21 protein-coding genes are annotated in these 21,075 nt (G+C 60.6%); 8 read left to right on the top strand and 13 right to left on the bottom strand.

Annotation, left to right across the window (positions count from 1 at the left end; all coding sequences use genetic code 11):
* Positions 1-3 precede the first annotated feature (3 nt).
* Positions 4-633, bottom strand: a complete 630-nt coding sequence (locus ACQZ5N_RS04620) for a glutathione S-transferase family protein (protein WP_448732237.1) — start codon at positions 631-633, stop codon at positions 4-6.
* Between the two features lies 1 nt (position 634).
* Complete coding sequence (locus ACQZ5N_RS04615; protein ID WP_448732236.1) at positions 635-1,000, bottom strand: ArsR/SmtB family transcription factor; 366 nt, start codon at positions 998-1,000, stop codon at positions 635-637.
* A 211-nt stretch (positions 1,001-1,211) separates the two neighbouring features.
* Here ACQZ5N_RS04615 and ACQZ5N_RS04610 point away from each other — a divergent pair, with 211 nt between their 5' ends.
* From ACQZ5N_RS04610 to ACQZ5N_RS04595, 4 genes are read left to right on the top strand one after another with little or no spacing between them, the layout of a single operon-like run.
* Positions 1,212-2,063 (top strand): ABC transporter substrate-binding protein, encoded by an 852-nt coding sequence (locus ACQZ5N_RS04610; RefSeq protein WP_448732235.1) that lies wholly within the window; start codon positions 1,212-1,214, stop codon positions 2,061-2,063.
* Positions 2,060-3,187, top strand: coding sequence for an LLM class flavin-dependent oxidoreductase (locus ACQZ5N_RS04605; RefSeq protein ID WP_448732234.1), 1,128 nt, complete (start codon positions 2,060-2,062; stop codon positions 3,185-3,187). Before ACQZ5N_RS04610 ends, ACQZ5N_RS04605 begins: the two co-directional genes overlap by 4 nt.
* Positions 3,188-3,215: 28 nt before the next feature.
* Positions 3,216-5,048 carry a TRAP transporter large permease gene (locus ACQZ5N_RS04600; protein ID WP_448732233.1) on the top strand — a complete coding sequence of 611 codons (1,833 nt, stop codon included), beginning with the start codon at positions 3,216-3,218 and terminating at the stop codon, positions 5,046-5,048.
* A gap of 16 nt (positions 5,049-5,064) precedes the next feature.
* A complete protein-coding gene (locus ACQZ5N_RS04595; protein WP_448732232.1) occupies positions 5,065-6,063 on the top strand; it encodes a TRAP transporter substrate-binding protein in 999 nt (332 codons plus the stop codon).
* A gap of 67 nt (positions 6,064-6,130) precedes the next feature.
* Here ACQZ5N_RS04595 and aztD read toward each other — a convergent pair whose 3' ends face one another.
* Together aztD and ACQZ5N_RS04585 are read right to left on the bottom strand one after the other, a co-directional pair.
* Entirely contained in the window at positions 6,131-7,381 is a 1,251-nt protein-coding gene (aztD, locus tag ACQZ5N_RS04590) for a zinc metallochaperone AztD (RefSeq protein ID WP_448732231.1), read from the bottom strand.
* 278 nt (positions 7,382-7,659) lie between these two features.
* Positions 7,660-9,171 carry an aldehyde dehydrogenase (NADP(+)) gene (locus ACQZ5N_RS04585; protein WP_174057735.1) on the bottom strand — a complete coding sequence of 504 codons (1,512 nt, stop codon included), beginning with the start codon at positions 9,169-9,171 and terminating at the stop codon, positions 7,660-7,662.
* A 244-nt stretch (positions 9,172-9,415) separates the two neighbouring features.
* Here ACQZ5N_RS04585 and ACQZ5N_RS04580 point away from each other — a divergent pair, with 244 nt between their 5' ends.
* Positions 9,416-9,769, top strand: a complete 354-nt coding sequence (locus ACQZ5N_RS04580) for an antibiotic resistance protein VanZ (RefSeq protein WP_162936101.1) — start codon at positions 9,416-9,418, stop codon at positions 9,767-9,769.
* 28 nt (positions 9,770-9,797) lie between these two features.
* Here ACQZ5N_RS04580 and uxuA read toward each other — a convergent pair whose 3' ends face one another.
* The 7 genes from uxuA to ACQZ5N_RS04545 all read right to left on the bottom strand — a co-directional run bounded on the left by uxuA (position 9,798) and on the right by ACQZ5N_RS04545 (position 16,922).
* A complete protein-coding gene (uxuA, locus tag ACQZ5N_RS04575) occupies positions 9,798-11,006 on the bottom strand; it encodes a mannonate dehydratase (protein ID WP_448732230.1) in 1,209 nt (402 codons plus the stop codon).
* A 16-nt stretch (positions 11,007-11,022) separates the two neighbouring features.
* On the bottom strand, positions 11,023-12,069 hold the full coding sequence (locus ACQZ5N_RS04570) for an L-idonate 5-dehydrogenase (protein WP_448732229.1): 1,047 nt from the start codon (positions 12,067-12,069) through the stop codon (positions 11,023-11,025).
* 70 nt (positions 12,070-12,139) lie between these two features.
* Positions 12,140-13,546, bottom strand: a complete 1,407-nt coding sequence (locus ACQZ5N_RS04565; RefSeq protein WP_448732228.1) for a TRAP transporter large permease — start codon at positions 13,544-13,546, stop codon at positions 12,140-12,142.
* Between the two features lie 4 nt (positions 13,547-13,550).
* Positions 13,551-14,123, bottom strand: coding sequence for a TRAP transporter small permease (locus ACQZ5N_RS04560; RefSeq protein ID WP_059758143.1), 573 nt, complete (start codon positions 14,121-14,123; stop codon positions 13,551-13,553).
* Positions 14,124-14,183: 60 nt separating this feature from the next.
* The gene (locus ACQZ5N_RS04555; RefSeq protein WP_003519848.1) at positions 14,184-15,158 is read right to left on the bottom strand and encodes a sialic acid TRAP transporter substrate-binding protein SiaP; all 975 of its coding nucleotides are present in this window, start codon (positions 15,156-15,158) and stop codon (positions 14,184-14,186) included.
* Between the two features lie 62 nt (positions 15,159-15,220).
* Positions 15,221-15,937: a FadR/GntR family transcriptional regulator gene (locus ACQZ5N_RS04550; RefSeq protein WP_020809475.1), complete on the bottom strand. Its 717-nt coding sequence runs from the start codon at positions 15,935-15,937 to the stop codon at positions 15,221-15,223.
* 298 nt (positions 15,938-16,235) lie between these two features.
* Complete coding sequence (locus tag ACQZ5N_RS04545; protein ID WP_448732227.1) at positions 16,236-16,922, bottom strand: HAD family hydrolase; 687 nt, start codon at positions 16,920-16,922, stop codon at positions 16,236-16,238.
* A 406-nt stretch (positions 16,923-17,328) separates the two neighbouring features.
* Here ACQZ5N_RS04545 and minC point away from each other — a divergent pair, with 406 nt between their 5' ends.
* Genes minC through minE form a run of 3 tightly spaced genes read left to right on the top strand, consistent with a single transcriptional unit; the run spans position 17,329 to position 19,164 of the window.
* Entirely contained in the window at positions 17,329-18,057 is a 729-nt protein-coding gene (minC, locus tag ACQZ5N_RS04540) for a septum site-determining protein MinC (RefSeq protein ID WP_003506496.1), read from the top strand.
* 34 nt (positions 18,058-18,091) lie between these two features.
* On the top strand, positions 18,092-18,907 hold the full coding sequence (gene minD, locus ACQZ5N_RS04535; RefSeq protein WP_003506498.1) for a septum site-determining protein MinD: 816 nt from the start codon (positions 18,092-18,094) through the stop codon (positions 18,905-18,907).
* Complete coding sequence (minE, locus tag ACQZ5N_RS04530) at positions 18,904-19,164, top strand: cell division topological specificity factor MinE (RefSeq protein WP_020809474.1); 261 nt, start codon at positions 18,904-18,906, stop codon at positions 19,162-19,164. Before minD ends, minE begins: the two co-directional genes overlap by 4 nt.
* 41 nt (positions 19,165-19,205) lie before the next feature.
* Here the strand turns inward: minE and ACQZ5N_RS04525 are convergent, their stop codons facing one another.
* Together ACQZ5N_RS04525 and ACQZ5N_RS04520 are read right to left on the bottom strand one after the other, a co-directional pair.
* The gene (locus ACQZ5N_RS04525; protein ID WP_448732226.1) at positions 19,206-20,108 is read right to left on the bottom strand and encodes an amino acid ABC transporter substrate-binding protein; all 903 of its coding nucleotides are present in this window, start codon (positions 20,106-20,108) and stop codon (positions 19,206-19,208) included.
* Positions 20,109-20,179: 71 nt separating this feature from the next.
* Positions 20,180-21,073: an amino acid ABC transporter substrate-binding protein gene (locus ACQZ5N_RS04520; protein ID WP_020809472.1), complete on the bottom strand. Its 894-nt coding sequence runs from the start codon at positions 21,071-21,073 to the stop codon at positions 20,180-20,182.
* Positions 21,074-21,075 lie beyond the last annotated feature (2 nt).

The raw sequence follows: 21,075 nt of genomic DNA, 5'->3' as shown, positions 1-21,075 counted from the left end.
TGGTTACAGGCCCGGCACATCCGGTGTCACGAAAGGTATACGGTAACCGCGCTGAAAACTTTCCCGCTGTCCGAGATGGCGATACCATGTCTGCACGGCTGGAAAGTCGTCGAGGTTGATCCTGTGGCGCGCGAAACGCGAGACCCATGGCCAGATGGCGATATCGGCGATGGAGAAATCGCCGGCCACGAACTCCCGCTCGTTCAGGCGGTCGTTCAATGTCCGGTAGAGGCGCTCCACATCAGCGGCAAAACGCGTCTCGGCAAAGGGGGCCTTTCCGGCATGATAGGTCAGGAAATAATGGGCATAACCGAGTGTCGGGCCGAAATTGGCGGCCTGCCACATCAGCCATTCGGTGACGATCAGTCGCTCGGTCGCGGCGACGGGCAGAAGCCGGCCCGCTTTTTCGGCAAGATAGATCAGGATCGCGTTCGATTCCGTCAGGACGGTGCCGTTTTCATCGTCGACGATCGCAGGGATTTTCGAGCCGGGATTGATGCGGACGTAATCGGCGGCAAATTGCTCGCCTTTTTCGATGTCGATGGCGTGGCTGGTATAGGGCAGTCCAAACTCTTCCAGCGCAATCGAGATTTTAAGACCGTTGGGCGTGATCCAGGTGTAAAGGTCGATCATTCTAGTCGAACATCGCCTCATCAAGCGGCAGTGCCCGTCTGCCTTTCTTGCCGGTCACGTCGGAAAGGTCCGCGTAAAGACCGCGCAGCGTCAGAACCAATTGGACGATACGCGGATCGGTGACACGATAGATCACCGCCTTGCCTTCCCGCGAGCCTTCGATCACACCGGCGTCGCGCAATTCGGCAAGTTGCTGCGAAAGCGTTGGCTGCTGGATGCCGAGTTCATATTCCAGCGCGGAAACGGAAGCCTCCGTTTCCATGAGATAACAGACGATGGCCAGACGATTGGCGTTGGCGACAAGCTTCAAAAGCTCGCTCGCTTCCACCACGCTGCGGCAGATGAGATTGGAAACCGGTTTCGTCACGACTACAGGCCCATTTTTCAAACTACAAAAAAGTAGAATGTATGACGATAAATTTCAATGGCTTGATGAAAGCTAGTTCGACCCGATCAAGCATTTTTCAAAATCTACAGGATTGGTAGATTTCTCTTTCGCTTTCCGGCCGAGGATCGCCAAAACGTTCCTCGAAAACATTCTATAAAAAAGTAGATTGATTGCGAAATGAGGTGTCGACATGAAAATCGGGGTTCATCCCAACAATCTGCATTTACGGCTCGCCCGGCTCTGGCCCGGCGCCTTTGAAGAATTCGATCCGGAATTCGTGGCCTATCGTGAAGGCCGCGATACGGCGGCGCTTCTGGAAAAGGGCGAAATCCATTTCGGCGGCACGGGTTCGACGCCGCCCATCGAGGCGGATGCACGCGGACTTTCAGCGGTCTATATTGCCGCTTCCGCACCGAGGCCCGCCAATGGCGCGATTCTCGTGCGGCGCGACAGCCCGATCCGCTCCGCAGCGGATCTTGCGGGAAAACGCATATCGCTGATTGACGGATCGTTTCACACCTATCTTCTGGCGCGCAGCCTGGAAGGCGCGGGGCTTGGCCTTGCGGATGTGACCCGTATTGAAAGCGGCGACAGCGATAGCCTGCGCGATCTCGTGGAAGGCCGCGTCGATGCCTGGGTGACAATGTCGCCGCGGCTGGAAAAGGCCCTGACCCATGAGGAGATCAGCCTTCTGGTTCGCTGTGGCTCCACCATTCCCAACCGTTCGCTGTTCTGGACGCTTGAACGTCACAATATAGCGCCGGAGAAAAGGCTGGCGATCGCCGCTGAGTTGGATCGCGTCGGCCGCGCCGTCATGGCGGATATAGATAGGGCCGCAGCCCTTCTCGCCGCCGAGCCGGGTAGCGAGGGCGACGCGCAGTCATGGGCAAAGGTGCTGCGCTCGCGCGACCTTTCGGTCGTGGCCGCTGCCGAAAATATCCTTGCCGAACAGCAGGAGGAGGCCGATACGCTTTACAGGCACGGTCATTTCTCTTTACCGGTTCTGACCGGGCAATCAGCCAGCGTGGGAGGCGGCAGATGAATGTTTTCTGGTACATGTGCGCGCCCGACGGCGCTTATCCCTGGCAGCCGGAAGGGTCCCGCAAGGTCGATCTCGGTTATTATAAACAGCTGGCGCTCGCTTATGACCAGCTGGGTTATACCGGTGCGCTGTTTGCCACCGGCGCGCATGACGTCTGGGTTCTGGCGGGCGCGCTGCTTTCCTATACCGAGCGGCTGAAGTTTCTGGTCGCCATTCATCCGGGCCTTGTCGCGCCGACGCTGCTTGCCAAGATGGCGGCGACGCTTCAGGAGTTTTCGCGTGGCCGCCTGCTGATAAATGTCGTCTCGGGCGATGCCAAGATGCTCGGCGCATACGGCATGACCATGCCGCATGATGAGCGTTACGATATGGCGGATGAATATCTGCAGATCTGGCACCGTCTTTTTGCCGGCGAAACAGTCGATTTCAAGGGGCGGCATTTCCAGACGGAGGGCGCAAAGCTGGCGCTGCCGGTTGGGCAGGGCATAGAGCCGCCGCCTTTGTGGTTCGGCGGTTCCTCGGATAAGGCCATCGACGTTGCCGCCAAACATGTCGAGACCTATCTTTCCTGGGGGGAAACGCCGGATCAGATCGGCGCGAAGGTCGATCTCGTCAAGGCGCGGGCGGAGAAGCTCGGTCGCGAACTGGAATACGGCATTCGCCTTTATGTCATCGTACGCGATACGGATGAAGAGGCCTGGTCCGCCGCCGCCGATCTCTACGGGCGCATGGATGAGCGTGCCATTGCCGCCAATCAGCGTTTCGTCAGCAGGACCGATTCCGTCGGCCAGCAGCGCATGACGGCGATGCATGGCGGGCAGAAACCGGAGAACCTGCGCGATCTGGAAATCGCGCCCAATCTCTGGGCCGGCATCGGTCTTGTGCGGCCGGGGCCGGGAACCGCGATTGTCGGTTCGCCGGATACTGTCATCCGCACGCTGGAGGCTTATAAGAAGGCGGGCGTGACTACCTTCATCCTTTCCGGCATGCCATTGCTGGAAGAGGCTTTCCGCTTCGGCGAAAAGGTTCTGCCGCGTCTTGATGTATCGCGTGAGGTCTCGACGGCAAAACAATTCACATGGTCGACCCTGTTCGATCGCGACCTCTCGGTCAAGGCCTCCTGAGCATGGTGCGGGAGTGGAGAGACAAGACATGACGGCAAGTCCGGCAACAACAATCGCGCAACGGCGCATCGGCCCGCAGCTCGCAGCAGAGCGGGCGCTTGCCATTCTCGACAAGGCGCTCGGCGCAGTCGCCGCCGCGATCCTTGCAACGCTTCTCGTGATGGTGCTGGTCAACGTCACCCTGCGTTACCTGTTCCATACCGGCTTTATCGGCGCGGAAGACCTCGGCATCTGGCTGCATGTGGCCATGATCGCGGTCGGTGCGCCGCTTAGCCTCAAAAGCGCTCTCGCCATGCGGCTCGACGTTTTTGTGCGGTTTTTGCCTCAGCGATTTCACGCGGTAACCGAAGTGCTGGCCGATGCCTTCTCCTTCGTCGCCGCACTCATCCTCGCCTTCGGCGGGGTAGAGATTGCAGCGATGCTCGGCGGCACGTCTCCAACGCTTGGCCTGCCGGAATGGGTGCGTTTCGGCTTTCTGGGTGCAGGCGGCGCGCTTATCCTTCTTTATCTGGCACTTCAGCGTGTCAGTGAAGGCAAGCTGTTTGCCGTTCTCACATCTCTCGCCATCGCAGTTGTGGCCTATGTTGGCCTGCCGGAAGTTTTCGTCGATACGAACCTGCCGCCGAGCCTGTTTCTGGCGCTGACGGCGGCCGTGGGGCTGGTGCTCGCTGCGCCGCTTGCCCATGCCTTCCTTGCCGCCGCTTATGTGGCGATCGCCTTCGGCAGCACCTTGCCGGAACCGGCCATCGTTTCGTCAACCGTGACCGGCATGTCGAAATTCCTGCTGCTCGCCATTCCCTTCTTCCTGCTGGCCGGAAGCCTACTGACGGAATCGGGCGTCGCCAACCAGCTGGTTCGTTTCGCCGCCTCCATGGTCGGCCACCGGCGGGCAGGGTTGGCGCAGACGACGCTTCTGACCAGCGTGCTGTTTTCCGGAGCATCCGGCTCATCGGTCGCCAATGCCGCCTTCGGTGCTTCCACCTTCCAGCCGGAACTCGTCAAGCACGGCTATCCGCCGGCGCAGGCGGGCGCGATCATTGCGGCCACCTCCGTGCTGGACAATGTCATTCCGCCTTCCATCGCATTCCTGATCCTTGCGACGGCCACCAACCTGTCGGTCGGCTCGCTGCTGGTCGGCGGTTTCTTTGCCGGCGGGCTGATGGCGGTCTGCCTTGCGGTGGCAATCCATTTCAGCGTGCGCAGCGTCGATACCTTGCCTCGCGCCACGGGTGCGGAGCGCTGGCGCTCGGCCATCGCCGCCATACCGGCCTTCGGTCTTGGCGTCATCGTGGTGGTCGGCATCCGCATCGGCATCGTCACCACCACGGAAGCGGCAGCGCTTGCCGCACTTTACACGCTGCTTCTCGGCTTCGGTTACCGGCTGGGCGCGGGCCGCATTTTCGCGATTTTCCGGCAGTCGGCCGGTGAGGCGGCGGCCATCGGTCTTCTGATCGGCACGGCCGGGCCTTTCGCCTTCCTGCTAGCGGTCGACAATGTCTCGGGGCTCGTCACGGATTTCGTGACGTTGCTCGGCGTCAGCAAGATCGCTGTGCTGCTGCTCTCCAACCTCATCCTGCTCGTGGTGGGACTGGTGCTGGATATCGGCGCGGCCATCCTGCTGTTCGGGCCGATCCTGCTGCCTGCGGCCGTGGCCGCCGGCATCGATCCGATCCATTTCGGCGTCATTCTCGTGGTCAATCTGATGATCCATGGCCTGACACCGCCGCTCGGCATGCTGATCTTCGTGGTCAGCGGCGTCACCCGTATTCCGGCGACAGCACTTTTCCGGGCCGTCGTTCCCTATCTCGTCTCTCTTCTTGTTTCCCTCGCCATTCTGTGCGCCTGGGCCATTTTCTTCTAAATCCGGGGTTTTATTCATGACTATTATCGATCGCCGCAATCTCCTCAAACTTTCCGCCATTGGCGCGGCAACGCTTGCCGCACCCGCCTTCGTGCGGACGGCACATGCCAGAACCCGCAGCCTCACCGTCGCGTCGCTTTTCGCCGACGACAAGCCGGAGACGAAAATCTGGGTGAAGATCAGCGGGCTGGTGGAGGCAAAGCTGCCCGGCCGCTTCCGCTTCAACATCGTCAAGAGCGGCGCGCTGGGCGGCGAAAAGGAAGTGGCGGAAAACATCCGTCTGGGATCGGTTCAGGCGAGCCTTTCCACCGTCTCCTCGCTTTCCGGCTGGGTGCCGGAATTGCAGATCCTCGATCTGCCGTTCCTGTTCCGCGATGCCGAGCATGTGCGCAAGGTGGTCACGGGAGAGACCGGCAACGAGCTGAAGACGAAACTCGGTGCGCAGCAATTCGTCGCCGCGGATTTCATCAATTACGGCGCTCGCCATCTTCTGACCAAGGAGCCTGTTACCCGACCGGAGCAGTTGGAGGGCAAGAAGATCCGCGTCATCCAGAGCCCGCTGCACACCAAGCTCTGGAGCGCCTTCGGCACCACGCCGGTCGGTATTCCGATCACAGAGACTTATAATGCGCTGGCGACCGGCGTGGCCGATGCCATGGACCTTACCAAGTCCGCCTATGCCGGCTTCAAGCTTTACGAGGTCGTGCCCTATATGACCGAGACCGGCCATATCTGGGCCTCGGGCGTCGTCTATTACGGCGCGACCTTCTGGAACCAGCTGGACGACGAAGAAAAGAAGGTTCTTTCGGAAGCCTCCAGCGAGGGCGCACAATATTTCAACCAGCTGATCGTTGAGGACGAAACGAAGTCCGTTGAGCTTGCGCTCTCCAAGGGCGGCAAGGTGCTGCAGCCGGAAGCGTTGGATGAATGGCGCAAGGGGGCTCAGGGCGTCTGGCAGGATTTTGCCGGAACGGTCGGCGGCATCGACAAGATCGAGGCGATCCAGTCCGCCTGAGGATAGGGTCTTTGAAATTGAAGAACCCCGTGCGCCAGTCGGCGCACGGGGTTTTCTTTGTTCAGGATCAGTGAGAAGCGCCGGAACCGCCGACGGCGACGATGGAGAAGGGCTGGCCTTCCACCGCAACCGTGCGGGTTTCCTTCAGGCTTTCCGCATCCACCACGCGGATCAGGGAATGGCGCGGATCGGAGATCGCGACCTGCCCATCGGCAACGGCGAGACGTGGGCGCGGATCGCGCCAATGGCCGTCCTTGCTGTAGGGCTCGGTCACCTTTGCCTTGCGGGTGATGGCGCCTTCCAGCACGTCAAGCACATGCAGATCGCCGTCTTCCGTCAGAATATAGGCGTTGCGCGGATTGGCGGGATCGAGAATGAAATCGACGCGCCGGGTCGGCAGTTCCACCAGACGGAAGGCGTCCTTGCTGTCCGGATCGATCAGGACGACCTTGTCCTCGCCGTAATTGCCGAGGAAGAACTGCATGGATTTGCCGCCGAGCAGCGTGCCGGTATAGGCTTTCGGGAAATCCTCCGGATAGGCCAGCATTTCCAGCTTCGGGCCATCCGTGCCGCCCGGGCGGGCAACGAGAATGCCTTCCTTGCAGCCGAAAGCGACAAGCCGCGCGGATGTCGCCTCGCCATGCAGATCGGTGCATGCCGCCTGTTCGCCGACCTGCTTGCCCTCCCTGTCGAGAACACGCAGCCCAATGCGGGGCGGCAGCGTATCGGGTTTCGTTTCGACCTCGGTATTCGGCACGGAAACCAGAACGTAACGTCCCATCGTCACCGCCACGCCATGGTGCGGCGCAGTCGTGTCGACGGTGCGGACCTTGGCCTTGCCGTCCAGCAGGGCCGCCTCGTCGATGATCTCCGCCTTGCCGCCGCGGTCATAGAAAAGGATCGCATGATCGTCATGCGGCACGACGTGGAAAGGGCGCTTGCCTTCGAAGGTGACGGGCAAAAGCGCCGCATCCTCCACGTCCAGATCGCGATGTTCGCCGTGATCTGAGAAAACGATGCCGGTCTTGATGACATGCACCATGTCGGCATCCGATTGCGTCGCGAAGACCGTCTTGCCGGAGGCGCTGGCGGTCAGCGCCGCATAGCCCTTGAGATCGTAGCGTCCGAGTTCCTTGCCGGTTTCGAAATCGATTGCGCGCACCACCGGCTGGCTGTGATCGGCGACGAACAGCCGCCATTCCTTGACGCTGTCGCTGCTTTCTTCGGCCAGCGCCATGCCTGGGGCAAGGGGCATGACGAGGGCAAGGCATGTTGCGAGCGCGCTCATGCCGAGATGGTGATGAAGGGAAAATCTCATGGTGTTCCTTCCAGACGTTGTCATCCTCTTGCGGAGTTGAACCGATGGCGGTCTTTTGAGGATGATTGTAATGTTATTACGTTACGAGTCACGTATTAGCATTACGTGCAGGGCCAATGTCAACCGAGCAGAACGTCGCGACGTGGAAAATCTGGAAGAGGCTGGAAGAAGCAGATGACGCGCCGGCGTCGGGCCGCGTCTTTCGAAAGGCCGATAGCCTTCTTCAAAGGCCGGCTGAAAGAGTGGCAGGCGCGTTGCCGCGCCTGCCGTCGTTCAATTTAGCGAATGTCTTCCGGCAGAACGTCCGAAGGGATGTTCTGGTAGGAAACCGGGCGCGTGAAGCGGCGGATCGACATGGTGCCGACCGAAGTTGCGCCGAAGTTCGTGGAGGCCGGGTAGGGGCCGCCGTGAACCATGGCGTCGCAGACTTCAACGCCGGTCGGGAAACCGTTGGCGAGAACGCGGCCGGCCTTGCGCTCGAGGATCGGCAGCAGCTTGCGGCCGAGTTCGGCGTCGCCGGCATCGAGATGCAGGGTGGCGGTCAGCTGGCCTTCGAAGCTTTTCGCAACCGCGATCATCTCTTCCGGGCTCTCGACCGTTACGATCAGGCCGAGCGGTCCGAAGACCTCTTCGGCAAGCGCGTGGTTCGCAATCCAGTCCTTGCCGGAAACGCGGTAGAGATAAGGCGTGGCGTTGCGCAGGTTGCAGGTGGTGGTCAGCACGTCACGCACGCCATTGCCGGCGGCGATGCGGTCGCGGCCGTCGCGATAGGCGGCAGCGATGCCGTCGGTCAGCATGACCTGCGGGCCGACTTCCGACAGGGCTGCACGGGCGGTTTCAGCAACGGCATCCGCCTGCGAGGCGAGAATGACGGCGATGCCGGGATTGGTGCAGAACTGGCCCGCACCCATGGTGAGCGAACCAGCCCAGCCTTTGGCGATGGCCTCGCCGCGGGCAGCAACGGCTTCCGGCAACAGGAACATCGGGTTGACGGAACCGAGTTCGCCGAAGAAGGGGATCGGCTCGGGGCGCTGGGCGCAGAGATCGAACAGCGCGCGGCCGCCGGCGAGCGAACCGGTAAAACCGACCGCCTTGATGCGCGGATGCTGCACGAGCGCGGAACCGACATCGCGGCGGCCGCCCTGGATCAGCGAGAAGACGCCGGGATGCAGATTGTGCTTCTTGACGGCGGCGAGAACGGCTTCGGCAACGATTTCGCCGGTGCCGGGATGGGCGGAATGGCCCTTGACGACGACCGGGCAGCCGGCTGCCAGAGCTGCTGCCGTATCACCGCCGGCCGTGGAGAAGGCGAGCGGGAAATTGGAGGCGCCGAAGACCGCAACGGGGCCGATCGGACGCTGCATCAGGCGGATATCCGGGCGCGGCAGGGGCTGGCGGTCCGGCAGCGCCTCATCGTGGCGGCGGTCGAGATAGTCGCCCTTGCGGATATGCGAGGCGAAAAGGCGCAGCTGGCCAACGGTGCGGCCGCGTTCGCCCTGCAGGCGTCCTGCGGGCAGGCCGGTCTCGGAGGAGCCGATTTCGGTGATGGCGTCGGCGCGGGCTTCGATCTCGTCGGCAATGGTGTCGAGGAATGCGGCGCGCTCTTCGCGGGTGGTGTAACCATAGCTCCAGAAGGCGTCTTCGGCTGCTTCACAGGCTGCATTCACCAGATCGACGGTGCCGACTGAAAAATCGAAAGCTTCGCCATGTGCAGGCTCGCTGCGGAATTTAGCTTCCGTTGCGACCCATTCTCCTGCAACCAGATGTTTGCCATGCGGCTTGAAACTCATTTTGCTCTTCCCTGAAAATCTGATCCTGTGTGGAAAATCCACCCGACACCGTGACGTTGCACCGAAGGGCGACAGCGCAAACGCCATCAGCCGCGATCCTCGCCCGGTTGCCTTCTGCCTTAGCCCGTGTGGGGCCTGAGCGAAAGCCGGTTTTTCAACTATCTGACCGAAAAGTGTGATTAATTGGGCGAGGCGTGAAAAAGACCCGCTTCCGTTTACGCGCACGGCGCTCTATTGTGACGCCATGATGACAAATAGACTTCCGAAATATGTCGCCTGGTCGGTTTTTCTGCTGATCGTGATCGTTACAGTTTGCCCTATCGGCTTTCGTCCGCACACGCTGACGACGGTGGGCCTGGACCGCGCCGCGGCCTTCGCCTTCTGCTCGGCAGCCTTCGTGCTCGCCTATCCGCGTTACTGGCTGGCGATCATCGTGGCAGGCATCGCGGCGGCTTTTGGCATCGAGGCGCTGCAATTCCTGTCGCCCACTCGCCATCCGCATCTGATGGACGCCGCCGTGAAAGCCGCCGGCGTCATCGCCGGCGGGCTAGGGGCTTTTTCCTATCTTCTGTACAGGGCGAGGTTGGCCGCAGGCTGACGGAACGCCTCCCAGCCGGGAACATTGTTCAGCGTGTCCCACCCGTCAGCCCGAAACGGCCGTGCGACAGCGTGCGTTCGATGCCACGCAGCTCAGCCAATCCCTTCAGCCGGCCAATGGCGGGGTAACCGGGTTGTGCGCCGCGCGTCAGGTCATCGAGGATTTCCTGGCCGTGATCGGGCCGCATCGGAATGGTGCGGTCTTCGCGGCCCTCCGCCCGGCGGCGCGCCTCTTCGGTGAGGAGTGCTGCGATGACGGCGACCATGTCGGTTCCGCCTTCCAGATGTTCATTCTCGAAGAAGGAGCATGGCACGGTGTCGGTGTCACGCGTCACGTTGCGCAGATGTACGAAATGGATGCGATCGGCAAAACGGCTGGCGATGAAGGGCAGGTCGTTATCCGCCCGCGCGCCGAGGGAGCCGGTGCAGAGTGTCACGCCATTGGCGCGGCTATCGACCTGCGAGAGCATATGGGCGTAGTCGGCTTCGGTGGAGAGAATACGCGGCAGGCCGAGCAGCGCCCATGGCGGATCGTCGCCATGGGCGCAGATATTGATACCCACCTCCTCGGCAACCGGCGTCACTTCCGAGAGAAAGTCGATGAGGTTCTGTTGCAGCCTTTCGCGGTCGATGCCGTGATAGGACCGCAGCTTTTCCAGAAGCTGGGCAAGCGTATAGCCATCCGCCGAGCCGGGCAGACCCGCGCCGATATTGCGCCCGAGGGCGGCGATTTTCGTGTCCGGCATGTCGGCGAAACGTTTTGCCGCTTCCTCCGCCAGCCAGTCCGGATAATCGGCCTTTGCCCCGGGGCGTTTCAGGATGTGGATGTCGAAGGCGGCGAAATCGGGAAGATCGAAACGCATCGCCTTTGCGCCGTGTCTGGTTTCCCAGCGCAGATCGGTGCGGGTCCAGTCCAGCACGGGCATGAAATTATAGCAGACGGTGCGGATGCCGGAGGCGGAGAGGCGGCGCAGCGTTTCCTGCCAGTTGGTTATATGGGTTTTCCAGTCACCGGTCTGGGTCTTGATATCCTCGGAGACCGGCACGCTTTCCACCACGTCCCAATAAAGCCCGCCGGCCTTGATCGCCTCATGCCGTTTGGCGATTTCATCCACCGGCCAGACATCGCCGGTGGCGATGTGGTGCAGCGCGCTGACGATGCCTTCCGCACCCGCCTGAGCCGCATCCTGAACCGTGACCTTGTCGACCGGGCCGAACCAGCGCCATGTATGTCTCATCTTTAATCCTCAAATATCAGTCTGCTGAAAATGTCAGTTGCACCTTGCAGGCGGCGGAGCGGTCTCCGGCCTGTTCGAATGCCGCCTTCGCCTCGCCGAGCGGGAAGCTGTGGGAAATGATCGGCCGTACATCGATCCTGCGGGTGGAGATCAGCCCGGCGGCAATGGCGAATTCGTCGTGGAAACGCTGTGAGCCGCGCCAGAGAATTTCCTTGCCGACCAGCGCGTTGAGCGGAATGGTGATGTCACCGGTGACGCCGACCTGCACGATGGTGCCGCGTGGACGCACGCAGGCAAAGGCGGTGCGAAGTGCTGGACCGGCCGCGGAGCAATCGAAAATGACGTCGAAGTAACCCTTATTGTCCTGATAGGGCAAAAGCGCCTCGGCGTCTTTCGCGACATTGATCGTGCGGTCGGCGCCCATGGCGGGCGCGCGTTCAAGTGCGGCATCGGTGAGGTCGGTGGCGACAATGGTGGCCGCACCGGCATGGCGGGCGGCGGCGATGGTCAGTAGGCCGATGGGGCCTGCGCCCGTCACGAGTACGTTTGCACCTTTCAGGTCGCCGGCCTGAGCCACGGCATGCAGGCAGACGGCGAGCGGCTCGGTGCAGGCGGCTTCGGCGGGTGAGGTATCCTCTGAAAATGTCGCGCATAGTTTGGCGGGAACCACCAGCCGGTCGCGGAACATGCCCTGTTCGTGCGGCAGGCGCATGGCGCTGCCCATGAAGCGCATTTCGAGGCAATGGATCGGCTGGCCCTTCAGGCAGAAATGGCAATGGCCGCAGGGCTGGGATGGATTGACGGCGACGAGCTGGCCGATGGCAAGCCCGCTGACACCCTCTCCCAGCGCCCGCACATGGCCGGATGCCTCATGCCCGCAGATGATCGGCTCGCGCACCCGGACCGGGCCGAAGCCGCCATCCTGATAATAGTGGAGATCGGAGCCGCAGATGCCGCCCGCCGCCATGGCAAGCAGCACTTCGCCGGGTCCCGGTGCGGGAAGGTCCTGCGTTTCGACGCGAATGTCCTTCTGGCCGTATAGACGTGCCACGCGTGTCTGCATGACGATGCCCTCATATGTGTATGGGATGAAGAAGCCCGCGCGGGAAAACGCGCGGGCGATGATGTTGGCGTTAGCGGATCAGGCCCATTTCGGTCGGCAGCCACAGCGTGATGGCCGGAACGAAGGTGATCAGCAGCAGCGCCACGAACAGCGGCACCAGCCAGGGCAGGATGGCCATTGTCGTGCGTTCGACGGAGAGTTTCGCCACGCGCGAGAGCACGAACAGCACCATGCCGAGCGGCGGATGCAGCAGCCCTATCATCAGGTTGAGCGTGATGATGAGGCCGAAATGTACCGGGTCGATATGGAACTGCAGCACCAGCGGCAGCAGGATCGGCACGAGGATGGTGATGGCCGCAATCGTATCGAGGAAGCAGCCGACGAACAGCATCAGGAGATTGACCAGCACGAGGAAAATCCACTTGCTGTCGGTGATCGTCAGGATCGCCGCCGACAGAAGCTGTGCCGCCTGACTGACCGTGAGCAGCCATGCGAAGACCGATGCCGCCGCGACGATGAAGAGCACCGAAGCGGTCGTTTCAATCGTATCGAAGGTCGATTTCGCCAGCGTCTTGAAAGTCATCGTCCGGTAACGGACAAGCCCGAGGAACAGCGACCACAACACGGCCGCGACAGCGGCTTCCGTTGGTGTGAACCAGCCCATGGTCATGCCGCCGATCAGGATCACCGGCGTCATCAGCGCCATCACGGCGGAAAAGTCGAAATACCAGTCGCAGGCGAGCAGGATCACCAGCACGATCAGGATCGACAGGTTGAGCGACAGGCCGAACGCCGTGAGAATGTAGATGCCAAGCGGCACCATCATCACCACGAAGACTTCGATTGATGCGCCGAAGATGGTTCTGAGGCTGAACGGCGTATCGGAGCCCCAGCCCTTGATATCGGCGAAGACCGCAACCGTGATCATCATCAGAAGCGTCATGACGACGCCCGGAACGATGCCGGCCATGAACAGCGCACCGATGGAGACATTCGCCATCATGCCGTAGATGACGAAGGGCAGCGATGGCGGGAAGATCGGGCCGAGCGTTGCGGAAGCGGCGGTGACGCCGACGGCCGCTTCGACCGGATAACCGTGATCCTTCATGGCCTTGATCTCGATGGTGCCGATACCGGCCGCATCGGCAAGCGCGGTGCCGGACATGCCGGAAAAGATCACCGAGCCGATGATGTTGACCTGCGCGAGGCCGCCCTTCATCCAGCCGACGAGCGCGACGGCGAAGGAATAGATGCGTCCTGTCACACCTGCCGTATTCATCAGGTTGCCGGCAAGGATGAAGAAGGGAACGGCCAGAAGCGGGAAGCTTTCCACACCCGCAATCAGGCGCTGCGCGGCGATGATGTCAGGCGCGACATTGTAAAACACGATGTAGAGCAGCGAGGCCGAGGCCATGGAAATGGCGACCGGAAGGCCGATCAGCATCAGGAGAAGAAAGGAGCCGATAAGAAGCAGCATGTGATCAATCCCCCGCGCTCTGGAATTCTTCGGGCCGTTCCAGAACGGAGTAGCCACGCTGCATATTGGCGATGAAGACCTGCACTGAGCGGAAGAACATCAGAACGAAAGCGGCCAGAACCGTGTAGAAAACGATGTTGCGCGGCAGCGCCACGGTGACCATCTCCTCATCGGCGACGATTTCCAGATAACGCCACATCAGCCAGGAGGTGTAGGCGAAGAAGAGGATGCGCAGCACGTCGACGAGGATCGACATGGCGCGGGCCACCTGTGGCGGCACATAGTGATAAAGCACGTCCACCTGAATGTGGCGCGACATGCGCACGCACATGACCGAACCCAAAAAGACGACGCCGATCAGGCAGTTGACGGCGATTTCTTCCGTCCAGGCGTAGCTGTCGTTGAGCACGTAGCGGGTGAAGAACTGAAGGAACACGCAGCCCGTCATCAGCCAGAAGAGGCCGAGCGTGACCCAGTCTTCGAATGAATAGACCTTGAGATCGACCTCCGGCGGCGCCTCGTCGAACGTATGGGCGAGTTCCTCAGGCGTGACCTGAGTATGGATTTCCTGCGACATTGAGATATCCCGTCTGGAGAGAAAGGGCGGTGCGGCAACGGGGCCGCACCGGATCTTGGCTCACTTGACGGCGCGAATGGCTTCCCAGTCGGCCTTGTCGTAACCGAAGTCCTCGAACTTCACTTTTTCGAGGACGTTCTTCTCGAAGTCGGCCTTGTCGACCTCGGCGACGGTGAGGCCGCGCTTCTTGAAGTCTTCGACGAGGCTTTTTTCGCGGCCTTCGATGGTCTTGGTGGTGCGCTCGGCGGCCTGCTGCATGACTTCGGTGAAGATTTTCTTGTCTTCATCGGAGAGCTGCGACCACAGGTTCTTGGAGATCACCGTGTTGAGGTGGTCGACGATGTGGCCGGTCAGGACGATGTTCTTCTGCACTTCGAAGAACTTTTTCGCCTCGATGGTGGTCAGCGGGTTTTCCTGAGCGTCGACCGTGCCGTTCTGGAGTGCCAGATAGACTTCCGCAAAGGCAATCGGGGTCGTGTTGGCGCCGCAGGCGCGCGGCATGGCGAGATAGGCCGGAACGTCGGGAACGCGCATCTTCAACCCCGCCATGTCGGCGCAGGCGGCAATCGGCTTGTTCGATGTGGTGTGACGTGTGCCGTAATAGCTGACGGCGGCGATGTGGTTGCCGGTCTTGTCTTCGTAACCCTTGGCAAGACGCTTGAAGATATCGCTCTTGGTATAGGCGATCAGATGGCTCGGATCGCGGAAGATGTAAGGGAAATAGGTAACGCCGATCGGCTTGAAGTCACGCGCGGCAAAGCTGGAACCGGAAATGATGATATCGACGGTGCCGATCTTCAGGCCCTGGTTGATATCGGCTTCCTTACCGAGCTGCGAGGCGGGGAAAACATCCACCTTGTAACGGCCGTCGGTGCGCTTGGCGATTTCTTCCGCGGCCCAGACCGAATCCGTATGGAAAGGTTCGGAGGTCTCGTAGACATGCGCCCATTTCAGCGTGGTCTGCGCCTGCGCCGCCAGGGCGGAAAGCAGGATGGCGGCTGTTGCGCCCATCAAAGTCGACAATCTGATTTTCATTCTTAACTCCTCCCGAATTAAAGCCAGATTTCTCATTTTTCCCGTCGCCGGTTGCGGCGCGGTCACTCTTCTCCGATCGTTTCCTCCCCGAAACTTTCGGAAAATCTCTTTTGCGACAGCGTCAGATGCTGCCGCATCGCCTCACGCGCACCTTCCGGGTCGTTGGCGGCAATGGCGTCGCGGATTGCGCGGTGTTCCTGAACGGCAAGGTTCCATGTATGCGGACCCTCGAAATAGCTGGCGAGCTTTTCGAAAAAGGGTGACAGGCTGCGCTCGTCATAGATTAGGCCGGTAAAGCGGTTCAGCGCCGAATTGCCGATGATATCGGCAATCGCGGTGTGGAAGGCCCGGTCGAAATTGAGCGCCTGTGGCGAGCTGTCGAGCGCGCCGGCCATGCGTTCGATGATGTCATCGAGCTTGGCGATGCATTCCGGCGTGGCAAGCCGTGCTGCCTCCTCTGCAATCGCACTCTCAATGATGCAGCGCGCCTGCAGGATTTCGAATGGCCCATGCGCATCCGGCACCGGCGGCTTTTCCTTGGCCTGCTTGCCGGCTGCGCTGACATAAACGCCCGAACCCATGCGGATATGGATATGGCCTTCCACTTCCAGAACGATCAGCGCTTCGCGAACCGTCGGGCGCGATACGCCGAAGCGTTCGGCAAGATCCCGTTCCGCCGGCAAGCGCTGGCCTTCGGTCAGTTCTCCGCTTTCGATGAGCAAACGAATTTGTTCCGCGACCAGCCGGTAAAGGCGGCGCGGCTCCAGAGCCACAAACATGATATCCTCCCAGCGCGAAAGTCTCCCCCGATCGCGCAAGCGGTAAGATGGTCTTACCAATTTTATTAGGACGCATTTATGCGGTGCTGTCAATTGGCCGCTGGTGGAAAAGTGTGGGGAGGAGTTTGAGGCGGTTCAGCAGGTCGGGCGTTGTCTTATTCCGGGGCTTTTACCACTTCCGTCATTCCGGCCTTGAGCCGGAATGACGGGAAAAGGTTGCGCCGGACAGTCTGAAGCGACTGACTTACCCCTGTAAGGTTGAAAATAGTGCCGAGGCCTTAAACGCAAGCAGCCTTCTTCAGCCTCTATTGCCCATGAGCCTCAGAGCGCCATTCTCACCGATGACAACATTCAGCTCACCATAGCCGCCTATGGAAAGATGCGGCGTTTCGATGAGATGGGAATGGGTGGCGTTGATAACGACCACGGTTGCGCCCATGCTTTCCCCGGCCTGAATGCCGGCGGGGGCGTCCTCGAAGACGACACAGTTTTCAGGCGCGACGCCGAGCTTTTCCGCCGCCTTTTTATATCCTTCCGGATCAGGCTTGCCGTTCACCACATCCTCGGCGCAGATCATCACCGGAGGCGGGGTGAGGCCTGCGGCCGCCAGCCGGCGTTCGGCGAGCGCGCGGGCGGCGGAGGTGACGATGGCCCATTTGCCGGCCGGCAATTTTTCGAGAAATGCCGCAGCCTCGGGAATCTGGAGGATGCCGTCGACATCGTCCATTTCCTTCTGCAGCAGCATCGCCGCCTGTTCCGCGACATCGAGACCGGGAACGGCTTCGCGGCGCACCACTTCCGACGCGCGCATGCCATGGATGCGCTGCAGAAAAGCGTTCGGCTCTATGCCGTTGTCCACGGCCCATTCGCGCCAGACCCGCTCCACCACCGCAATCGAGTTGAGCAATGTTCCATCCATGTCGAACAGGAAGGCCGCATAGTCTTGCGAAAATATCTGGTTCTGCGGCGGGACTTTGCTGTGCATCTCATTCTTCCGTTGAAGCTGTCGGGACGCCTCTCTCTACAGCATCGGCGGACACAACGGAATCGCTTTTCCACCTTGAAGGCATAATGCGGTCATCTGGCCGAAGGCGGATATTGTCCCGGAATCGGACGTTCGCGTGTTCCGCGACTCGCCGGGTTAGGGTAGGGGAGAAGGCGTGCCCATCTCGCGATGCCGGGCGTCAGGTTGCAGCAAGGATGAGCTGCTATCGTGAGTTTTCGCAAGTACCGGAAACGCGCTAAATCAAAAGGTAATGAGGGATTTTGAATGTTTCGCATGAAGTTTTTCGGGGCGGAATTTTCTTAACGAATCCGCCGCTTCAGGGGCGACGTTAACCATTTGTTAACCATATTCGAGGTACCTAATTGTCAACGATTTGTTTACCAAGATGACCAAAGTGCTAACAGACCAGCGTTCGATCCGTATCAAAGGCCGCTCCTTCCTCGCAGTCGTCCTGTCCCCCGAATCTCCGGTCGATCAATGGCTGGAAAGGCTCGATGATCTCGCCGCCCGTTCGGCGGGCTTCTTCCTGTCGCGTCCGGTGGTTCTGGATGTGTCGGAGCTGTCGCTCGACAAGGCGGGGCTGAAGGAGCTGCTGGCGGCGCTGACGGAACGCAATGTCGGCATCATGGGTATCGAGGGCGTTCGCCCCTCGATGATCGAGCCGGGCATGCCGCCGTCGCTGAAGGGCGGAAAGCCCGCTTCCGATGTCGAGGTTGAGCCGGTCGCCATCGCCGCCGAGTTGCCGGAGGAAAAGCCGCGCGCTGCCGGTGAGGTCAGGGCCGTGGTGCCGTCGCTGGTCATCAACGAGCCGGTTCGCTCCGGCCAGTCGATCATGTTTCCCGAGGGTGACGTGACTGTCATCGGTTCTGTCGCCTCGGGGGCGGAAATCATCGCCGGCGGTTCGGTGCATATTTACGGCGCCCTGCGCGGTCGCGCCATGGCCGGTTCGCTCGGCAATGTTTCGGCGCGCATCTTCTGCCGCAAGCTCGAAGCGGAGCTTCTGGCCATCGACGGCGTCTACAAGGTGGCCGAGGACATTGACGACAAGCTGCGCGGCCAGCCCGTTCAGCTCTGGCTGGAAAACGATACGATCAAGGCCGCAAAGCTTGGCTGATAACAGAGAAACAACACAGGAACAGGAGAGCCATATGGGGAAGGTAGTCGTTGTAACTTCCGGCAAGGGCGGGGTGGGAAAGACCACCTCGACCGCAGCGCTTGGCGCCGCACTGGCGCAGAACAAGGAGAAGGTCGTGGTCGTCGATTTCGATGTCGGCCTGCGCAACCTCGATCTCGTCATGGGTGCTGAACGCCGCGTGGTTTACGATCTCGTCAACGTCATCCAGGGCGATGCCAAGCTGACGCAGGCGCTGATCCGCGACAAGCGCCTCGAGACGCTGTTCCTCCTGCCTGCCTCGCAGACGCGCGACAAGGACAATCTGACGCCGGAAGGTGTCGAATGGGTCATCAACGAGCTGAAGAAACATTTCGACTGGGTGATCTGCGACAGCCCCGCCGGCATCGAACGCGGTGCGACGCTGGCCATGCGCCATGCGGATGTGGCCGTCGTCGTCACCAATCCGGAAGTCTCCTCGGTGCGCGACAGCGACCGCATCATCGGTCTGCTGGATTCCAAGACGCTGAAGGCGGAACGCGGCGAGCGCATGGAGAAGCACCTGCTTCTGACGCGTTACGACGCTTCCCGCGCCGAGCGTGGCGACATGCTGAAGGTCGACGACGTTCTGGAAATCCTTTCCATTCCGCTGCTCGGCATCATTCCGGAAAGCACGGATGTGCTGCGGGCCTCGAACGTCGGTGCGCCTGTTACGCTGGCGGATGCCCGCTGCGCGCCGGCCATGGCCTATTTCGACGCCGCCCGCCGCCTGTCCGGTGAGGATATTCCGGTGGTCATTCCGGGCGAGAAGCGTGGCATCTTCTCCAAGATCTTCGCAAGGAGGGCTGCATGAGCATCTTCAGTCTTTTCCGCAAACAGAAGTCGGCACCGCTTGCGCGTGAACGCCTGCAGGTGCTGCTCGCCCACGAAAGGGCATCCTCCGGCTCCGATCTGGTCGCCATCCTCAGGGAAGAAATTCTCGGCGTCATCGCCAAACATGTGCAGATCGACAATGATCGGGTGCATGTGAAGATGGATCGCGACGAGCATGTCTCCATCTTGGAGATCGATGTCGAGATTCCTCTGGGTGCCGATCTGCGCGCCGCGTAAGATACGTCTTGAAAAACGCCGCCCGCCACCGGGCGGCGTTTTTATTCCGCTGTCGTATCGACGGGTTTTCGAAATGCCTCGGCCAGATCGCCGGGCAGCGGGCGCTTCAGGTTGATGCCGTTTGGCGGGATCGGCGCGTTGAACCATTTGTCGTAGATTTTATCGATTTCGCCGCTCTCATAGATTTGGCCGAGCGCCTCGTTGACGGCGTCGCGGAAGCCGGTATCGCCGTGGCGGAGCATCAGGCCATAGGGCTGCGGCGGAGCGAGATATTCATCGGAGATGACGTAGTCTTCCGGCTTGCCGGTCTCGGCAACGAAGGATCGCAGAAGTATATCGTCCATGACGAAGGCCGAGGCACGGTTTTCCGTCACCATGTCGAAACTGCCCTCGGTGCTGTCATTCTGCAGAACCGCGACGTTCAGCCCCAGTTTACGATTGAGCACGTTGAGTTGGGTGATGTTGATGGTTCCCGTCGTCACCACCACCGTTCGCCCGGCGAGATCGGCGACGGTGTTCAGGCCGCTCGATTTCAGCGCCACATAACGGGTGCCGGTGATGAAGTGGCTGTAGGAGAACCACACGGCCTTGCGCCGCTCCTCGGTATTCGTGCTCGCCACGCATTCCATGTCCATCGTGCCGTCATTGAGAAGCATGATGCGGTTGCTGGGTGTGCGCTTGACGAACTCGACCTTCAGTTCCGACAGGCCGAGCTTTTTCTTGATGGAATCCGCCACTCTCAGGCATAGCTCGATGCTGTAGCCGATAGGCTCCGGCCCGGTACCGAGATAGGAAAAGGGAATATTGCGATCTGCATAACCGAGCTTGATGGTGCCGGTTCTGGCAATGGTTTCAAGTGTCGGCGGTTGGGCATCCTCGCTCACCGCCTGGGCGGGGAGAAGACTTGAAAAAACGAGCATAAGCCATAATGTCGATCTCTGCATCGCGCATCTCCAGCCAAATAATCCGTCAAAACATTTTCATGAAAATCGATACGGGTGGACGCCTTGCGCTCTCAGTCCTGGTATTCGCTCGGATGTTCGTATGCCTGTTTCAGAGAGGCGGCCATCGGCAGGTTCAGGTTCATGCCGTTTGGGGGAATGGGCTTGGTGAACCACTTTTCATAAAGGCCATGAATGACCGGCCCGGTGAAAATATGCCGAAGGCTTTCATTGACCGCCGCCTTGAAACCGGGGTCGTTGCGCCGGAAAACCAGGCCATAAGGCTCGGGGGCGCTCAGCGTTTCCTCAGAAAGCGCATAGAGGTCCGGATTCTCTGAGGTTGCCGCCAGCGCCGCGAGCAATATGCCATCCATGACAAAGGCGGAGGCCTTGCCGGAGACCACGAGTTCGAAGGCCTCCTCATTGGTTTTCGTCGGCATCACCGAGATATTGAGGTTCTTCGCCCGGTTGACGGCATTGAGTTGCTCGATATTGACGGTGCCGGAGGCGGATGTGACGGACCGCCCGGCGAGATCGGCGAGGCTTTTCAGATTGTCCTGCTTGCGGGAGAGAAACTGCGTCGCGGTCATGAAGTTGGGATAGGAGAAATCCACGATCTTGCGGCGTTCGCTATTGTTGGTCGTGGCCGCGCATTCAATGTCGATCTGGCCGCCGCGGACAAGGATGAAACGGGTCGCGGGTGTCGCCTTGACGTATTCGAGTTCGATCCTGTCGAGCTTCAGTTTCCTGCGAATATCTTCGCTGATCGCCCGACAAAGATCGGTCGAGAAACCGGTGACCTCCCCATTCGGCAATTGATAGGAAAAGGGCGGTTCGGCTTCGCGATAGCCGATGCGGATCTTTGCGGTTTTGGCGATCTGCTGAAGCGTATCGCCTTCGCCGGCAGCCTGAAGAGGCGTGATGGGAGCAAGGCATGTGAGGAAAAGGCAAAATACTGAAAGACGCATTT

It is taken from the genome of Agrobacterium sp. 22-221-1 (assembly GCF_053522445.1).
This window is presented reverse-complemented; position numbering and strand designations above follow the sequence as displayed.

Excerpts from the sequence above, each read along its gene's own strand:
- ACQZ5N_RS04620 (WP_448732237.1), bottom strand. The coding sequence starts at position 633 with ATGATCGACCTTTACACCTGGATCACGCCCAACGGTCTTAAAATCTCG.
- ACQZ5N_RS04610 (WP_448732235.1), top strand. The coding sequence starts at position 1,212 with ATGAAAATCGGGGTTCATCCCAACAATCTGCATTTACGGCTCGCCCGG.
- ACQZ5N_RS04605 (WP_448732234.1), top strand. The coding sequence starts at position 2,060 with ATGAATGTTTTCTGGTACATGTGCGCGCCCGACGGCGCTTATCCCTGG.
- ACQZ5N_RS04600 (WP_448732233.1), top strand. The coding sequence starts at position 3,216 with ATGACGGCAAGTCCGGCAACAACAATCGCGCAACGGCGCATCGGCCCG.
- ACQZ5N_RS04595 (WP_448732232.1), top strand. The coding sequence starts at position 5,065 with ATGACTATTATCGATCGCCGCAATCTCCTCAAACTTTCCGCCATTGGC.
- aztD (WP_448732231.1), bottom strand. The coding sequence starts at position 7,381 with ATGAGATTTTCCCTTCATCACCATCTCGGCATGAGCGCGCTCGCAACA.
- ACQZ5N_RS04585 (WP_174057735.1), bottom strand. The coding sequence starts at position 9,171 with ATGAGTTTCAAGCCGCATGGCAAACATCTGGTTGCAGGAGAATGGGTC.
- ACQZ5N_RS04580 (WP_162936101.1), top strand. The coding sequence starts at position 9,416 with ATGATGACAAATAGACTTCCGAAATATGTCGCCTGGTCGGTTTTTCTG.
- uxuA (WP_448732230.1), bottom strand. The coding sequence starts at position 11,006 with ATGAGACATACATGGCGCTGGTTCGGCCCGGTCGACAAGGTCACGGTT.
- ACQZ5N_RS04570 (WP_448732229.1), bottom strand. The coding sequence starts at position 12,069 with ATGCAGACACGCGTGGCACGTCTATACGGCCAGAAGGACATTCGCGTC.
- ACQZ5N_RS04565 (WP_448732228.1), bottom strand. The coding sequence starts at position 13,546 with ATGCTGCTTCTTATCGGCTCCTTTCTTCTCCTGATGCTGATCGGCCTT.
- ACQZ5N_RS04560 (WP_059758143.1), bottom strand. The coding sequence starts at position 14,123 with ATGTCGCAGGAAATCCATACTCAGGTCACGCCTGAGGAACTCGCCCAT.
- ACQZ5N_RS04555 (WP_003519848.1), bottom strand. The coding sequence starts at position 15,158 with ATGAAAATCAGATTGTCGACTTTGATGGGCGCAACAGCCGCCATCCTG.
- ACQZ5N_RS04550 (WP_020809475.1), bottom strand. The coding sequence starts at position 15,937 with ATGTTTGTGGCTCTGGAGCCGCGCCGCCTTTACCGGCTGGTCGCGGAA.
- ACQZ5N_RS04545 (WP_448732227.1), bottom strand. The coding sequence starts at position 16,922 with ATGCACAGCAAAGTCCCGCCGCAGAACCAGATATTTTCGCAAGACTAT.
- minC (WP_003506496.1), top strand. The coding sequence starts at position 17,329 with ATGACCAAAGTGCTAACAGACCAGCGTTCGATCCGTATCAAAGGCCGC.
- minD (WP_003506498.1), top strand. The coding sequence starts at position 18,092 with ATGGGGAAGGTAGTCGTTGTAACTTCCGGCAAGGGCGGGGTGGGAAAG.
- minE (WP_020809474.1), top strand. The coding sequence starts at position 18,904 with ATGAGCATCTTCAGTCTTTTCCGCAAACAGAAGTCGGCACCGCTTGCG.
- ACQZ5N_RS04525 (WP_448732226.1), bottom strand. The coding sequence starts at position 20,108 with ATGCAGAGATCGACATTATGGCTTATGCTCGTTTTTTCAAGTCTTCTC.
- ACQZ5N_RS04520 (WP_020809472.1), bottom strand. The coding sequence starts at position 21,073 with ATGCGTCTTTCAGTATTTTGCCTTTTCCTCACATGCCTTGCTCCCATC.